Origin of the sequence: Amphritea atlantica (assembly GCF_018860855.1) — a bacterium.
Lineage (GTDB): Bacteria > Pseudomonadota > Gammaproteobacteria > Pseudomonadales > Balneatricaceae > Amphritea > Amphritea atlantica_A.
Genome location: NZ_JAHKQE010000009.1, coordinates 224,818 through 241,147, shown reverse-complemented (window position 1 = coordinate 241,147; position 16,330 = coordinate 224,818). Strand labels below are relative to the sequence as shown.

Below are 16,330 nucleotides of genomic sequence, written 5' to 3'. Positions count from 1 at the left end.
AAATAATGAAAAGGGCTGCGGCCCTTTTTGATTATCCGATATGGGTTGCTGCGGGCTCATATCGGTGCATTTACGTTGGTGAGTTAATACGTATCTCTAAATCTATCTTTTTGCAATTATCTTTCAGTTAAAATTACGTCTTACGCTTACTACTTTAGGATAAGAATAAGCCTAAGGGATGATGATATTTTACTGCAATGCACAAGATTTTTTCCTTGGAATGCGTATAATCAGCAGCACAGCATAAGCCTGATACACTGTTAGCCTGCTTATTCGATCTAGCAGTAGCATATCAATCGGGCTGCCAGGGATTGTTTCAGTTATATCAAGCGGTTATAACATATTTTTTTTGTTGATATTCTCTTGTTCGGCCAAAAGCTTCCTTTCTGAAAGGGTCTCTGCATCCATTATCTATAGTCAAATGGCGAAGTTTGTATGACCTCAAAATCTGTTGATGTACTGCTGGTTGGTGCAGGTGCAATGAGCACCACTTTGGGGGTTCTGCTTAAACAGCTGGATCCCTCCATGACAATCGCAATGGTCGAACGTCTTGATCATGTCGCTGAAGAAAGTACCGATGCAATGAACAATGCGGGTACGGGCCACGCGGCTTATTGTGAACTCAATTATACCCCTCAGAATGAGGACGGAAGTATCAATACCGATAAGGCTTTTGATATTAACGTCGCATTTGAAAAAAGCTTACAGTTTTGGTCCTATCTGGTTGAGCACCAATATCTGCCAGAGCCTCATAATTTTATCAATAATGTGCCCCATCAGAGTTTTGTGATGGGCGCTGAGAATGTGGCCTTTTTACGGACACGTTATGAAACCCTGAGTGCATCACCACAGTTTGCGGAAATGGAATTTTCGGATGACCCTGAGGTTTTGCGTCAGTGGATGCCATTGATTATGCAGAATCGTCAGCTTGACGAGCCGGTAGCGGCAACTCGAGTTGCTCATGGGTCAGATGTTAACTTTGGTGCCTTGGCGCGTAATATGGTGAAGTATCTCGAGCAGCAGGAAGGCTTCGATCTACTGCTGAGTCACTCTGTTGAAGATATGTCCCAATATAGTGATGGCGACTGGCGGGTTGGCGTTAAAAACGGCCATACCGGTAAAACAGAACATATTCGTACTAAGTTTCTGTTTTTCGGTGCCGGTGGTGGCGCACTGCCATTGTTGCAGATGTCCGGTATCCCTGAAGGCGATGGTTACGGCGGCTTCCCAGTGAGTGGCCAGTGGTTGGTTTGTAAGAAGCCTGAAATCGTTGAACGGCATATGTCTAAGGTGTATGGCCAAGCGCCTATTGGTGCACCACCGATGTCGGTTCCTCATTTAGATAGTCGGGTAATCGATGGTAAGCGTGCATTGTTGTTTGGCCCATTTGCGGGTTTCACAACCAAGTTCTTGAAGAAGGGCTCCGCACTGGATATGCCACTGAGTATGCGTCTGAACAACCTTAAGCCAATCATGCAGGTTGGGGTTAAGAACATGGATTTGACCCGTTATCTCATCAGTGAGGTGATGCAATCACACGCTGACCGCGTGGAATCGCTGCGTCGTTTCTTCCCCGATGCGCAAGATGATGATTGGGATCTGTCTTACGCGGGTCAGCGAGTTCAGATTATTAAGAAAAATGAGAAAGGTAAGGGTAAGCTCGAGTTTGGTACTGAGGTAATCTCATCCTCAGACAAGCGTCTGGCTGCCTTGCTGGGTGCGTCTCCTGGTGCATCAACGGCAACACCTACCATGATTAATGTGATTGAGCGTTGCTTCCCTGAACGTATGGCGACTCCTGAGTGGCAGGCGAAGATGAAAGAGATGGTGCCATCTTATGGTCAGTCACTGATTGAAGATGGTCAGTTGCTGCGCACCATTCGTCAGCGCACTCTGTCAACATTGGAACTTTCTAAGGACTATCAAGCTTAAACATAGATAGCTTTATCGATCTAAAGCAGTACAGGCAAACCACTCTTCGGAGTGGTTTTTTTTTGCTTGTGGCACTAATTAAGGCTTTCATTAATTAGCATCTTCTAATATATTGTTTTCAGCAATGGGGAAAACCCTCTGGAGACGAAAATGAAAAAAACAGTGATTGCCGCAAGCATATTAAGTTGTCTGTTGGCAGCGACCTCGTTTGCTGCCGATAAGCCAGCAAAAGAAACAGCGCAAACCCGCCTTGATCTTTACGTTACCGCATCAGAGGCTTGGACTATGATGCAGCAAAATGATGCCGCTATTCTTGTGGATGTGCGGGATCCGATCGAAATTAAATTTACCGGTTTCGCCACGCCGACGCGTATTCATGTGCCGTGGATGGTTGCTGATGCAAGCATCTGGAGTGATAAGCAGGGTGGCTGGGCGATGGTGAAAAATCCTAACTTTGTTCAGCAAGTCACCGAAAAACTTAAGCAGCTCGGCGCGACGGCAGATACACCGATTATTATGATGTGCCGCTCGGGATCAACCCGCAGCGCGCCGGCCGTGAATGTATTGGCTGAGCAAGGTTATAAAAACGTCTGGACTGTAGTCGATGGTTTTGAAGGCAGTAAGCTGAAAGAGGGTGACTCTAAAGGTGTACGTGCGGTGAATGGCTGGCGTAACTCAGGTCTGCCTTGGAGCTATAAGGTTGATCCTGCGGTTGCATGGCTTCCCGCTAAATAATCAGATTAATGTTTTATGTTATCAAAGAGGCTAACGGGTCTCTTTGTCTTATGGAGATGACATGATGAAGAAAGTAATATCCTCTGCAGTGGTAGCCGCCTCACTAATGTCGCCTGTAGCTGCTACTGCCGACAATACCGTCGATAAAGTTGTTATTACGCTGACCAGTGCGGAACAGCAGACCCGCGGTATGGCGATGGTGCTCGGTAATGCAATGCAGGCGAAGGGCGCACGGGTGAGTGTGCTGTTATGTGATAGTGCGGGTGATATGGCATTGAAAGGGCATCAGTCAACGCCCTTGAAACCTAAAAATGTGACCCCTGAACAGCTGATGCAAAAGCTTATGTCGGGTGGTGCGAAGGTTGATGTCTGTGCGCTGTATCTGCCGAATAAAGGTGTCGGGATGGATGCGTTGCTGGAGGGTGTTGGTGCGGCTAAGCCGGCAGCAATGGCCGATGCACTGATGGATGAAGAGGCGCGGGTATTTAACTTCTAACACCTTACCGCTACAGAATAAAACGCATCGCTGCTATAACAGCCGATGCGTTTTTGCTTTTCTGGCGATACACAGGTTGCCGTGATGTCTCTTTAGATTGTTGCGATGGATAAGGAGACGGGGATCGCTAATATAACCCTCTATAATAAAGCGATGAAAACACTTTCCTTATTTCCGTTGCCCGTGGTGCTGTTTCCCAGTACGCTTCTTCCGTTGCAAATATTTGAGTTACGCTACCGACGTATGGTTAAAGAGTGCCTTGCTGATAATGCTCCCTTTGTGCTTCTTCAAGCGCGAGATGCTACCAAGCCGGATGTCGATTTTTACCCTATCGGTACCTGCGCTATGATTACTGACTGGCAGCCACTACCAAACCAGATGATCGGTATTCAGGTAGAAGGAATAGAGCGTGTTAGGGTGAGTAATGTTACTCAGGGAAATGATGGTTTGCTGCAGGCGAATGTCGAGCCGTTAGCCGCCTTTCAGTATCTGAATTTAGATCAAGCGTTAGCGCGGCTCTGCGCGATTTCTACGCATCTCGAACAGCATTCTCTGTTATCATTCGACGCTTCTCGGATTAATATCGATACGGCTGATGCTTTTAGCTTTCAGTTAGCATCGTTATTACCTTTTTCAGGCGCCAACCAACAGCGCTTATTAGAAATAGACAGCCCAATAGAGCGGCTGGAATTGATAGCGACTCTGCTTGAGGAATTTTAATGCTTGATCTGATTCAAACGGCACTGACCCATCGCGGTTCATTACTGGAAACATTGCACGCTGAAAACAGTGATTGTTATCGTTTATTTCATGGGGTCAACGAGGGCTGTGCGGGTCTAACGGTGGATCGCTATGGTCCGCAGTTATTAATTCAGACATTTCATGAGCCGATTAGCGAAGAGCAGGCGGCCGCAATTCATCAGCAGGTTGAAGGTTATCTCGGTTGTAAACTCGAAAGTGTTTATAACGATCGAAGTTCCCCAAACTCCCGTCGGCGGGATGATTTTCGGGTGGATCATTGGGAAGGTATTGCCCATGAGCTAGGGGTGAGTTATCGCGTCAAAGGCAAGCATGAAGGGCAGGACCCTCTGCTGTTTTTAGATATGCGCGCGGGACGTCGTTGGATACAGCAACATGCGGCAGGTAAATCGGTATTGAATCTATTTTCATATACTTGCGGTGTGGGGGTGGTGGCCGCTGTGGCGGGGGCCAGCCGGGTGCTAAATGTGGATTTTTCCACGCGATCGTTGGATGTTGGTCGACAGAATGCGGAACTGAATAATCTAAATGAATCACAGATTAGCTTTTTTCAGAGTGACTTTTTTACTGCCGCCAAACAGTTGGCAGGCATCCCGATTAAACAGCGGGTGGGCCGTGGGCGAAAACCCAAACCTTTTCCTAAAATCGGGGAAGAGCAGTTTGATTTGGTGTTTCTTGACCCACCTCGGTGGGCGAAAAGTGCGTTTGGCACGGTGGATCTGATTCGGGATTATCCCAGTGTCTTGAAGCCTGCTTTATTAGCGACTAAGCCCGGTGGTCAGTTAATTTGTGCCAACAATGTTGCCAGTGTGAACTATGAGGACTGGCTGGATACGGTGCAGCGTTGTGCCACTAAAGCGGGCTGTCCGGTCAAGCAGGTGACCCGTTTGGAGCCTGAAGCCGACTTTCCTTCGCCAGATGGTCAGTTCCCGCTTAAACTGGTGGTGTTACAGCTCTGATCACTCGGGTTATGCTGTGGGATAACTAAACCGTTTAATTTCGCCGTTTAACTTCCTGCTGCAGACTATGCCCATCTAAATACGGTGGGCATCCAGTGTAATGCCGGTTACCTCTAAGCCGAGTAGGGCGATGCGCCCTTTCGCTCGGTCATCGCCCGTAGCGGTGAAATCAAACAGATAAGATCGCCAGATTTTTATCTTGCCTTGATCATTCCGCTTTAACCAAATGCCCCGTAAATAAACACTTTGATCCAAGAGTTGTAGATCCAGTCCTTCACAGTGCCGGCTGGCGGCTTTCAAGGCGACCTCTTTCACCTTCAGCGATTGCCACCAATGCCAGAGCAATAAAACAATCAGCGTTAGCCAAAATAGATCAGATAGAGCTAGATACATCAATTTTTCTCCCGTCCCAGCCAAACTGAGCCTATGCCACCGCCGATTATCAGCACTGCACCAATGATCGACATCATATCAGGAACTTGCTGCCAAAAAAGCCAGCCGAGCAAACCGGCAAACAGAACACCACAATAACTGATGGGGGCAATCACGGAGGCTTTCGCATAACTGTAAGCTTTGGTGTAGAGCCACATGATGCACCAGATCGATAAGCTGATGGCTAAGATTAACGGTACGCTGACGGGGTTGATGGGTTGCCAGTCGACTAAGGCTAACGGTAGCGAAAACAGAGCGGATAGACTGAAATAGTAAAATAAAATACGATTGGTGGGCTCGGTGAGCGTAAGTTCTCGGGTCGTGACGATCGATACCGCCAGTAACATCGCCGAGGCAACACCGACAAGGTGCCATGGATTAAATTGGTTACCCTCGGGTTTTAGTACCAAGGCAATGCCAATAAAACCGATGATAACCGGCAGCCAGTTGATCAGCGGCATACGGTCTTTTAACCAAACCAATACCAGTAAGGGCACCACTAGAGGGGCTGCATTGCGTAGTAGGGAAGCTTCACCCAGCGGGATCTCATTGAGCGCGAGATAGTAGGCATAAAAGCAGAGCCAGCCCGATAACCCTCTGGCTAGATGTAAACCTGGCTTTTGAGTTTTCAGCGCTTTAATGCCCTTGCGGCCCAGCCAAGGCAGCATGATGAGTGTACAGATAAGGTACTGAAACAGCACGATCTGCTCGATCGAGATAAACTCGGCGGTGTACTTCGTTGCGGCGGCGGCCAGACTCATCACCAATGTGGTGGCAAAGGCAAAAGCAGCGCCTAAAAGAAGGTTAGAATATTGGCTGAGCAAGGTTGTCTATCCTGTTGTTTTATTTACAATGTCGATATGTTTTTATCTTTCGGGAATATGCATGGAACAGCTGCTTGGCTTTCTTTCTTCAAACTGGCTTAACCTTTTAGCGTTGAGCTGGTTTTTGCTCTGTTTTAAAGGCTATAACACATACTCTCGCCGCCGGGCTCGAGACAGTCACTGTTTGGCGAGTGTGATGCATAATTACCGTCTGGAGTGGATGACTCGCATGTTGCGTCGCGAGGTACGTATTGCTGATACCGCCGCTGTGGCTAATTTGGAGCGTAGCGTATCATTTTTTGCGTCCTCCACCATGCTTATTTTAGCGGGCTTAATGACTGTATTAGGTTCAACCGATAAAGCGATTGATGTTGTCGGTGACTTTCCCTTCGCGAGTCATGCCACCAAAGCGGAATGGGAGCTCAAGCTGCTGGTGCTAATTAGCATGTTTGTTTATGCGTTTTTAAAGTTTACTTGGAGTTTGCGCCAGTATGGCTTTACCTCGGTGATGATCGGTGGCGCCCCTCAACCCAATGATGGCACCGAAACTGAAATGCAGGCCCATGCTACGCGACTGGCGATTATGAGTTCCATGGCGGCCAATAATTTCAACTTAGGTTTGCGCACCTACTATTTTAGCTTGTCGGTACTGGCGTGGTTTATTAATCCTTGGTTGTTCATGCTGATGGCCAGCGGGGTGGTGGTTATCCTCTATCGTCGGGAATTTAATTCCAGTACTTTACGTCAGTTGGTGATCAGTCGGACGGAATAATTTGTACGCCATTTCACTTTCGGCCCCTTGAAAAGAAAGGGGCTGGCCCCATCTTTAGGTTCAACGGTTTTCGTTTTAACAGTAAATCTTTGTAACAGTAAGATTGGGAATTGATAGATGAGCACAGAAACTCAGCAGGAAACACTAGGCTTTCAAACTGAAGTGAAGCAACTGCTTCACCTGATGATTCATTCTTTGTATTCAAACAAAGAGATCTTTCTTCGTGAGCTGATCTCGAATGCGTCGGATGCCGCTGATAAGCTGCGCTTTGAAGCATTATCAAATAATGATTTGTACGAAGGCGATGGCGATCTGCGTATTCGTGTCGAATTCGATAAAGAAGCCAACACCGTTACCATCGATGATAACGGTTTGGGGATGAACCGCCAGGATGTTATCGAGCACCTGGGGACAATTGCTAAATCAGGTACTTCTCAATTCCTGTCAGAATTGAGCGGCGATCAAAAGAAAGACTCTCAGTTGATCGGTCAGTTCGGGGTAGGTTTCTATTCAGCGTTTATCGTCGCTAAAGAAGTCGAAGTGATTACCCGTAAAGCGGGTGAGCCTGCTAGCAATGGTGTGCGTTGGGTTTCTCAAGGTGAAGGTGACTTTACCGTTGAAACCGTTGAAAAAGCACAGCGCGGTACCACCATTATTCTGCACCTGAAAGATGAAGAGTCAGAGTTTGCGGATGGCTTCCGTCTGCGTACGTTAGTGCGTAAATACTCTGATCATATTTCACTGCCAGTGATTATGCAGAAAGAACCTGAACCGGTTGAAGAGGGTGAAGAGCCTAAGGCACCGGAAGATGAAACCGTTAACTCTGCTACTGCGCTTTGGACTCGTTCTAAAAGCGATATCAGCGATGACGAGTTTAAAGAGTTCTACAAACATATCTCCCATGACTTCCAAGATCCTATGAAGTGGAGCCATAACCGGGTTGAAGGTAAACTGGATTACACCAGCTTGCTGTATGTACCGGCCCATGCGCCTTATGACTTGTGGAATCGTGATACCCCGCGCGGCTTGAAGCTATACGTTCAGCGGGTCTTTATTATGGACCAAGCTGACCAGTTCCTACCGATGTACCTACGCTTTATTAAAGGTGTGGTTGATACGAGCGATCTGTCACTCAACGTATCCCGTGAAATCCTGCAGAAAGATCCTGTGGTCGATAAGCTGAAAACTCAGCTGACAAAACGCTCACTGGATATGCTGGGTAAACTGGCTAAAAATGATCCTGAGCAATACGCTAAGTTCTGGACTGAGTTCGGCGAAGTGCTAAAAGAAGGTCCGGCTGAAGATCCAGCTAACCGCGAAACCGTGTTGAAGCTGCTGCGTTTTGCATCGACCCATAATGATTCGTCTGAACAGAGTGTATCGCTGGAAGATTACGTTTCACGGATGCAGGAAGGTCAGGATAAGATCTACTACGCCGTCGCTGAAAACTACAATACTGCTAAGCACAGCCCACATCTCGAAATCTTCCGTAAGAAGGGTATCGAAGTATTGCTGATGTCTGATCGGGTTGATGAGTGGTTGATGAGCCAACTGTTCGACTTCGACGGTAAGTCATTCCAAGATGTCAGCAAGGGCGAGCTGGATCTCGGCGAAACTGAGAACGAAGAAGAGAAAAAAGCGCAGGAAGAAACTGCTAAAGAGATGGAAGGTCTGACCGAACGTCTTAAAAACAGTCTTGAACAGCAAGTCAGTGAAGTACGTGTGACTCACCGTCTGACAGACTCGCCTGCCTGTGTCGTACTGGGGGCCTATGATATGGGCTTACAGATGCGTAAGATCATGGAAGCGGCGGGTCAGGCTGTGCCTGAGAGCAAGCCAATCTTTGAGATTAACCCAGAGCATCCGCTGATCAGCAAGCTGGACAACGAAGCAGATGAAGATCGTTTCGGTGAACTGGCATTGGTTATCTTTGAGCAGGCTCAATTAGCGGCCGGTGGTCAGTTGGATGATCCAGCAGCCTACGTTAGCCGTCTGAATAAGCTATTGCTTAATCTGATTAACTAAACGGTTATTCTCGCTATGACTAAAGGCGGCCCTAGGGTCGCCTTTTTTATGCCTGCAATACTGATATAATCAAAGCTTCTCGTATGGATTAGTACGGAAAACAACAATAAAATTAATAACTTGTCTGCCCTAATCAGGATTCAATATGAGTAATGATATCGCTAATCTGCGTAAATTTGTGGCGCCTGAAATCGTTTTTGGCGCAGGGGCTAGAAAGACAGTGGCTAATTTTGCACGCTCTTTTGGCGCTCGTAAAATTCTACTGGTGTCGGATCCTGGTGTGTTGGCCGCCGGTTGGGTTGATGATGTGGCACAGGACCTTCGGTTGGCCGGTTTTGAATATGAACTGTTTACTGCGGTTTCGCCCAACCCCCGTGCAGAAGAGGTGATGAAAGGGGCTGAGATCTATCAGCAGCAGGGCTGTAATTTAATTGTTGCTGTGGGCGGTGGTAGCCCCATGGATTGTGCCAAAGGGATCGGGATTGTCGCCACCCATAACCGCCATATTCTAGAATTTGAAGGGGTTGATACCATTGAAGTGGCGATCCCACCATTGATCTTTATCCCCACCACGGCAGGCACCTCCGCCGATGTTTCTCAGTTCGCCATCATCTCCGATCAGCAGGAGAAGATGAAAATCTCGATCGTCAGTAAAGCGGTGGTACCGGATGTTTCACTGATTGATCCGGAAACGACAATCACGATGGACCCCTTTCTGACCGCTTGTACTGGCGTCGATGCCTTGGTGCACGCGATCGAGGCATTTGTTTCGACCGGTTCTGGCCCGCTCACTGATATGCATGCTCTAGATGCCGTTAAACTGGTGAACGATAATCTGGTGGCATTGGTGAAAGAGCCAACGGATCTGAAGCTACGTGAACAGGTGATGCTCGGTAGTATGAAAGCGGGGTTAGCTTTTTCTAATGCGATTCTCGGTGCTGTACATGCGATGTCACATAGTTTGGGCGGATTTCTGGATCTACCCCATGGTATGTGCAATGCGATGCTGCTAGAGCATGTGATCGGCTTTAACTTTAAATCCGCCGAGGATAAATTTCGCGTGATTGCCGAGACGATGGGGATTGATACCCGCGGCATGAACAACCAAATGGTGCATAAACGGCTGCAGGACCGAGTGATTCAACTGAAACGGGATGTTGGCTTAATTGATGGTCTGGCCGAGCGAGGGGTGAACCTCAGTGATATTCCTATTCTGTCAGCGAAAGCGATTCAAGACCCCTGTATTTTGACCAATCCGCGTAAATCCAGTAAGCGGGATGTCGAGGTGGTCTATGAAGAAGCGCTCTGAGGTGACTTATTCTCCCAGTGATCGCCTCACCGTCGAGCGCTTGATGGGGCTGGGCGGTCAATCAGCCCGAAAGAGTCATTATCCTGAGCTGCTAGCTAAAATTGAAGAGCTGGAAGCTGAGAAGAATCGTTATAAATTGATCTTTGATCATGCTCAGCACGGTATCTTTCAGGCGCGGCTGAACCAAGGTTTAATCACCGCTAACTCTGCCTTGGCGAGAATCTGTGGCTATACCGACGCCGAGCAATTATGTGGTCGAGTGGAGTCTTTTGCCGCTGACCTGCTGTTTGATGCTGATGAATATCCTTTGTTCCTAGAAAGATTACAGCTATATGGCAAGTTGTTGAGCTATGAAACCCGCTTGAAACGTCAAGATGGTAGTGCGGTCGATGTCTCTCTCAACGTCTTGTTAAAGCAAGATGCTAGAGGGGATCTGCTTGAGGTGTTTGTAGCCGATATCACCGAGCGTAAAAAAGCCCAGAATAAACTTAAGAAACTAAACGAAGAGTTAGAGGTGCGGGTCGATGATCGCACCCAAGAGCTGGTCTCGCTGAATGATAAGTTGGTGCGTGAGATCAGCGAACGTAGTGTGATTGAGCAGGCGTTAAAAGTGGCGCGGGATGCCGCAGAACAGGCTAATAAGAGTAAAGATAAATACCTCGCGGCGGCGAGTCATGATTTACTACAACCTTTGAATGCTGCGCGCTTGCTGGTGTCCACTCTACAAGAGCGGGAGTTAGAACAAGACAATAATCATCTTGTTGAACGTATTCATATTGCTCTGGAAGGTGCTGAAGAGTTATTGAGCGACCTTTTGGATATCTCGCGACTAGATCAGAATGCTGTACAGCCTGATCTGATCAGTATTCCTCTAAACTATCTATTTCGGATGCTGCAAGTAGAGTTTCAGCCAGTAGCCGAACAGCGCCGGGTTAAATTTAGTGTGAGTGGCAATCGGCTGAATGTTCATAGTGATACTCGTCTACTGATGCGGGTGTTACGTAATTTTCTGAGCAATGCATTTCGTTATACCCCTGAGGGGCGCGTGTTACTCGGTGCCCGTCGCCGTGGAGATTGGCTAGAAATTCAGGTGTGGGATACCGGCCCCGGCATTCCCGAAGATCGATTGGATGATATCTTTAGAGAGTTTCAGCAGATCGACCATCAGTATCAAACCGGACGTAAGGGGGTCGGCTTGGGGCTGGCGATTGTTGAGCGTATTGCGGGCATGTTAGATCATCCAGTGGGGGTTCGTTCTCAGTTAGGGCAAGGCACGATGTTCAGTGTATCGGTGCCTCTCAGTGGTGAAGTGATTGAGCCTATTTTACAGCCACAACAGCTGCCGCAGCACGATTTGAGTGGCCGGGCGATTCTGGTAATTGATAACGAGCAAGATATTTTGGTGAGTATGAAAGCGCTGTTAGAACAGTGGCGCTGTTATGTTTATGTCGCCATCGATTCGGCTGAGGCCATTGAGAACTATCTGAGCGAAGGGTTAATACCAGAGCTGATTCTGGCTGATTTCCACCTAAATAATGATACCACGGGGGTTGAGGCGGTAGCGCAGGTGCGTGAATATGCAGGCGTTAGCATTCCTGCGGCGATTATTACCGCCGACCGCTCGCCTGAGGGACGCAAACTGTTTCGGGCACAGGGTCTACCTGTGTTAAACAAACCGGTGAAAGCAGGCAAATTGCGGGCCTTGGTGAGTCATCTTTTGCAGCCAGGGAGTGCTGTTGATGGATAACCAGCAACAGCAACAATGTCGCTTAGCTCTACAGGCGCTTAAAGCTCAATTGAACGACGAGATTGTCAGCTTACAGCAGAGCGCTCAACCGGTCATATTGGATCAGCAGGCGGTGGGGCGGGTTTCCCGCGGCGATGCCTTGCAGCAGCAAAATATGGCGTTGGCAAATCTGGCGCAGTGCCGCTTGCGCCTGCATGAAGTGCTGCATAGCGAACAGAAATTTGATCAAGCTGAGTATGGTTATTGTGAAGGGTGCGATAAGGTGATCAATTTGTCACGGCTGTTAGCACGCCCGGATAGTCGTTATTGTTTGGACTGTCAGTCCGCTTCAGAGCAGTAATCGACATGAGTGCTCATCGCTCTAATCATTTTGCACTTGTTCGTGCAGCAGAGTAATCTGAATGGAATCCGTTATTGAGTTTTGATACCGCCGATGGCTGATAAAAAATCACACGACTTTGTTGAAAATCCAGAACTGGCTGATGAAGCTTGGGTTAGTGTTATCCAGAAAATGGATGAAACCTATGCCGACCTAGTGCATTACCAAGTTGAGATCGAACAAAAAAATTTAGAGCTGGAGCAAACCCAGGGCTTTCTCGACAGTGTTCAGAGCGCTATGAGTGATGTGCTGATCGTCTGTGATAAACAGGGGGTGATTCAGCAACTGAACAGTGCCTTCGAGCAACTGACCGGTGTGGCCGCCGAGGAGTTGATCGGCAAAGACTTTATTGAGTTGGTTGCGCCGGCTTACCAAAACAAATTCACCGATATTGAAAATCAGCTACGGGTGCAGCCGGTACGGGATTGTGAAGTCGAGTTAGCTGGCCGCAAAGGATGGGTGCCGCTGGCGATGAACTGCAGTCCCCGGCGAGACAAGCGTGGCCGTATGGCGGGTATGGTGATGATCGGGCGTCCCCTAGGTGAGCTACAAAAAGCCTATAAAGAGCTGAATCAGGCCCATGCTGAACTTAAGCTGGCACAGGAGCGACTGGTACAATCTGAAAAGATGGCATCGCTTGGTCGGCTAGTGGCGGGTGTTGCCCATGAGTTAAATAATCCGATCAGCTTCGTCTATGGCAACATGCATGCTTTGCGTCGTTATACCGACAAACTTTATACCTATTTTAATGCCGTCAGTGAAAATCGAAGCCGAGCAGAGCTACGCGAGTTACGCGAAAGTTTGCGTTTGGATAAAGCGATCCGCGATCTCAATTCACTGGTTGAGGGGACGATGGAAGGGGCCGATCGAGTGCGGGATATTGTTCATGATCTACGCCAATTTTCTTCCTGTCAGGAAGCCGAGAAAACCCGCTTCGACTTTATCCATGTGATTAAAACCGCTCTCCACTGGATCATCAAAGAGAGTCATCGCCCCGTTGAGGTTGAGCTTAATCTACCCGATAAAATACAGGCATTAGGTCATGCGGGACAGATTCATCAGGTGATTGTTAATCTGATTCAAAACGCTGTAGATGCCATGAAACATCAGTCCGATGCTCACTTGGCATTAAGCGCTGGCGAGAGCGATACGTTGGTTTGGTTTACTTTACGCGATAGTGGGCCGGGTTTAGCCGAGGAGCATCTGTCGCGGGTGTTTGATCCATTCTTTACCACTAAACCGGTGGGCGAAGGAACTGGCCTTGGGTTGTCTATTAGTTATGGTATAGTCTTAGAACATGGCGGTAAGTTATTGATTAGTAATTGTAATGAGGGTGGTGCTATCGCTCGTTTAGAATTACCTAAAGAGGCTTTGCCCGATCCCTCAGTCTCCACGGCAACGTCAGTCGAAACTGCTGTAGAGGCAGACAATCAGGAGCGCAATCATGGTTAATCTTCTGTGGTTACAGTCGGGCGGTTGTGGTGGTTGCAGTATGTCTATGCTGAATGCTGAAGCGCCGGATCTTCTCACCAGCTTTGATGCCGCAGGCATCAATCTGCTGTGGCATCCCTCGTTGAGCGAACAGAGTGGCGCTGAAGTGATCGACCTTTTACAGCAGTTGGTTGCTGGTGACATTCCGTTGGATATTCTCTGTATCGAAGGCTCGATGTTAATGGGGCCGATGGGCACTGGTCGCTTTCATGTGATGGGCGGCACTGGCGTGCCAATGATCGATTGGGTGCGGCAATTGGCGGCCCGAGCAAAACATACCGTCGCCGTGGGCAGCTGTGCTGCTTATGGTGGTATCAGTGCGGCGGGCGAAAATATCACCGAGGCGACCGGCCTGCAATTTGATGGCGAACTTAGCGGAGGCTTATTGGGTGCCAGTTATCGGTCGGGCAGTGGTCAAGGTGTCGTTAATATCGCTGGCTGCCCAACTCATCCGAACTGGATTACCGAAACTTTGTTACAGATCGCGCTGGGTGAGTTTAGTGCTGAGCAGGTTGATAACCTCGGACGACCTCGTAGCTATGCTGATCACCTAGTACATCATGGCTGCTCCCGTAATGAATACTATGAATACAAGGCTAGTGCTGAACTGCCTGGTGAGCAGGGTTGTATGATGGAGAATATGGGGTGTTTGGGTACACAGGCTCATGCGGATTGTAATATTCGCCCGTGGAATGGCGAAGGTTCATGCACCCGTGGCGGTTACGCCTGTATTAATTGTACTGCGCCAGAATTTGAAGAGCCTACGTACGCCTTTACTAAAACCCGCAAAATCGCCGGTATTCCCGTGGGCCTGCCAACCGATATGCCCAAAGCCTGGTTTGTTGCCTTAGCGTCACTGTCCAAAGCGGCAACGCCGGAGCGGTTGAAGGTCAATGCCACGTCTGAGCGAATCATCTATCCGCCGAGCCGACAGAAAGTCGATAAGTAATCGTTCGATGTGTCGTCATCATGTTGTCAGGATCAGACAGTAACCGATAATAAGAAGAGAATATGAGTCGAATTTTAGTTGGCCCGTTTAATCGGGTAGAGGGTGATCTTGAAATTGCCTTGGAGATCAGTAACGGCCAAGTGGAAAGTGCACAGGTCAATTCCACCATGTATCGCGGATTCGAGCAGATTCTACAGGGTAAAAAACCGATGGATGCCTTGGTTTATACCCCTCGTATCTGCGGTATCTGTTCGGTGAGTCAGTCGGTCGCATCGGCTTACGCTCTGGCGGATGCGATGCAGTTGGGGATGCCTCTGAATGGTGAGCGCTGCATTAACCTGATTCTAGCCAATGAAAATATGGCCGATCTACTCACGCATTTCTATCTGTTTTTCATGCCTGATTTTGCCCGGTCTGTCTATGCGACTCAGCCTTGGTATGATCAAGTTCAGGCGCGCTTTCAAGCGGTTAAAGGTGATGCTTGTCGGGATGTGCTGCCTGCGAGGGCTGAGTTCCTTCACCTGATGGGATTATTGGCCGGTAAGTGGCCCCACAGTTTAAGCATTCAGCCCGGCGGTACCGCAAAATCGATAGAAGCGCATGAGCGCTTAGGGATGCTCGGAATTCTTGCTGGGTTTCGTCGTTTTCTTGAGCGTCGTTTGTTTGGTGATTCACTGGAGGTTATTAGTCAGCTCAAGTCGGAGTCCGAGCTGCAGCAATGGGCCTCGGAAAAAGAGTGGAAAAGCTCTGATCTGCGGATCTTTCTGCATCTGTCGCAGCAGTTACAACTCGATCAGATGGGTCGTGCGACCGATCAGTTTATGAGTTATGGGAATTATTTACTGGACGGCGAGCGCTTGTTTCGTCCCGGAGTGGTGGATGCCCAAGGTCAACGGCGACCACTGGATAGCCAGCAGATAACCGAAGATATATCCCATGCTTGGCTGTCAGGACAGCAACAGCCGCAACACCCTGAGTTAGGGGTGACACAGCCCTCACTGGACAATGAACGGGGTTATAGCTGGTGTAAAGCGCCTAGGCTTGCCGGGCAGGTGATGGAGACTGGTGCGTTGGCCCGCCAACTAAGCAATGGGCACCCACTCATGATGGATTTAGCCGCCCGAAGCGGAGCCAATGTACAAAACCGGATGCTTGGGCGTCTGCTCGAACTCGCGATTGTGGTACCGCAGATGGAGCAGTGGGCGCGACAAATAGACCCGTTAGATCGTTTCTGTGTGCATGGTACCTTGCCTGACTATGCCGATGGTGTCGGCATGATCGAAGCCGCTCGTGGTAGTTTGGGGCACTGGTTGAGCATTCGTGAGGGTAAAATTTCTAATTATCAGATCATCGCTCCCACAACATGGAATTTCTCCCCACGGGATCAGCATGGCACGCCGGGGGCGTTAGAGCAGGCTCTGCAGGGGGCCGCGGTATTGGAGGGCGAAGAAACTCCGATCGCTGTGCAGCATATTGTGCGCTCATTTGACCCCTGTGTGGTGTGCACTGTTCACTAGCTAT

General features: G+C 48.8%; 15 protein-coding genes. 13 read left to right on the top strand and 2 right to left on the bottom strand.

Features of this window, described 5'->3' with window-relative positions; all coding sequences use genetic code 11:
- The first annotated feature begins 435 nt into the window (after positions 1 to 435).
- The 5 genes from mqo (at position 436) to KO512_RS03890 (ending at position 4,881) form a co-directional block, all read left to right on the top strand.
- The gene (gene mqo / locus KO512_RS03910; protein WP_215951028.1) at positions 436 to 1,932 is read left to right on the top strand and encodes a malate dehydrogenase (quinone); all 1,497 of its coding nucleotides are present in this window, start codon (positions 436 to 438) and stop codon (positions 1,930 to 1,932) included.
- A 150-nt stretch (positions 1,933 to 2,082) separates the two neighbouring features.
- Positions 2,083 to 2,667 (top strand): rhodanese-like domain-containing protein, encoded by a 585-nt coding sequence (locus KO512_RS03905; protein WP_215951027.1) that lies wholly within the window; start codon positions 2,083 to 2,085, stop codon positions 2,665 to 2,667.
- A 61-nt stretch (positions 2,668 to 2,728) separates the two neighbouring features.
- Positions 2,729 to 3,163 carry a DsrE family protein gene (locus KO512_RS03900; protein ID WP_252734788.1) on the top strand — a complete coding sequence of 145 codons (435 nt, stop codon included), beginning with the start codon at positions 2,729 to 2,731 and terminating at the stop codon, positions 3,161 to 3,163.
- A 105-nt stretch (positions 3,164 to 3,268) separates the two neighbouring features.
- Positions 3,269 to 3,883: an LON peptidase substrate-binding domain-containing protein gene (locus tag KO512_RS03895; RefSeq protein ID WP_215951026.1), complete on the top strand. Its 615-nt coding sequence runs from the start codon at positions 3,269 to 3,271 to the stop codon at positions 3,881 to 3,883.
- On the top strand, positions 3,883 to 4,881 hold the full coding sequence (locus tag KO512_RS03890; RefSeq protein WP_215951025.1) for a class I SAM-dependent rRNA methyltransferase: 999 nt from the start codon (positions 3,883 to 3,885) through the stop codon (positions 4,879 to 4,881). Before KO512_RS03895 ends, KO512_RS03890 begins: the two co-directional genes overlap by 1 nt.
- 75 nt (positions 4,882 to 4,956) lie before the next feature.
- On the opposite strand, the gene KO512_RS03885 is transcribed toward KO512_RS03890, so the two are convergent.
- Both KO512_RS03885 and KO512_RS03880 read right to left on the bottom strand, forming a co-directional pair.
- On the bottom strand, positions 4,957 to 5,274 hold the full coding sequence (locus tag KO512_RS03885) for a DUF3301 domain-containing protein (protein ID WP_215951024.1): 318 nt from the start codon (positions 5,272 to 5,274) through the stop codon (positions 4,957 to 4,959).
- On the bottom strand, positions 5,274 to 6,137 hold the full coding sequence (locus tag KO512_RS03880) for a DMT family transporter (protein WP_215951023.1): 864 nt from the start codon (positions 6,135 to 6,137) through the stop codon (positions 5,274 to 5,276). Before KO512_RS03880 ends, KO512_RS03885 begins: the two co-directional genes overlap by 1 nt.
- Before the next feature lie 61 nt (positions 6,138 to 6,198).
- On the opposite strand from KO512_RS03880, the gene KO512_RS03875 reads away from it, so the two are divergent.
- The 8 genes from KO512_RS03875 (at position 6,199) to KO512_RS03840 (ending at position 16,326) form a co-directional block, all read left to right on the top strand.
- The gene (locus tag KO512_RS03875; protein ID WP_215951022.1) at positions 6,199 to 6,909 is read left to right on the top strand and encodes a DUF599 domain-containing protein; all 711 of its coding nucleotides are present in this window, start codon (positions 6,199 to 6,201) and stop codon (positions 6,907 to 6,909) included.
- Between the two features lie 117 nt (positions 6,910 to 7,026).
- Entirely contained in the window at positions 7,027 to 8,934 is a 1,908-nt protein-coding gene (htpG, locus tag KO512_RS03870; protein ID WP_215951021.1) for a molecular chaperone HtpG, read from the top strand.
- A 145-nt stretch (positions 8,935 to 9,079) separates the two neighbouring features.
- The gene (ercA, locus tag KO512_RS03865; RefSeq protein WP_215951020.1) at positions 9,080 to 10,243 is read left to right on the top strand and encodes an alcohol dehydrogenase-like regulatory protein ErcA; all 1,164 of its coding nucleotides are present in this window, start codon (positions 9,080 to 9,082) and stop codon (positions 10,241 to 10,243) included.
- A complete protein-coding gene (locus KO512_RS03860; RefSeq protein WP_215951019.1) occupies positions 10,227 to 11,990 on the top strand; it encodes a PAS domain-containing hybrid sensor histidine kinase/response regulator in 1,764 nt (587 codons plus the stop codon). The genes ercA and KO512_RS03860 overlap by 17 nt, the downstream gene beginning before the upstream one ends.
- Positions 11,983 to 12,330 (top strand): TraR/DksA family transcriptional regulator, encoded by a 348-nt coding sequence (locus KO512_RS03855; RefSeq protein WP_215951018.1) that lies wholly within the window; start codon positions 11,983 to 11,985, stop codon positions 12,328 to 12,330. The genes KO512_RS03860 and KO512_RS03855 overlap by 8 nt, the downstream gene beginning before the upstream one ends.
- Positions 12,331 to 12,423: 93 nt before the next feature.
- The gene (locus KO512_RS03850; RefSeq protein WP_215951017.1) at positions 12,424 to 13,821 is read left to right on the top strand and encodes a PAS domain-containing sensor histidine kinase; all 1,398 of its coding nucleotides are present in this window, start codon (positions 12,424 to 12,426) and stop codon (positions 13,819 to 13,821) included.
- On the top strand, positions 13,814 to 14,809 hold the full coding sequence (locus KO512_RS03845) for a HupU protein (protein ID WP_215951016.1): 996 nt from the start codon (positions 13,814 to 13,816) through the stop codon (positions 14,807 to 14,809). Before KO512_RS03850 ends, KO512_RS03845 begins: the two co-directional genes overlap by 8 nt.
- A 62-nt stretch (positions 14,810 to 14,871) precedes the next feature.
- Entirely contained in the window at positions 14,872 to 16,326 is a 1,455-nt protein-coding gene (locus tag KO512_RS03840; RefSeq protein ID WP_215951015.1) for a nickel-dependent hydrogenase large subunit, read from the top strand.
- Positions 16,327 to 16,330 lie beyond the last annotated feature (4 nt).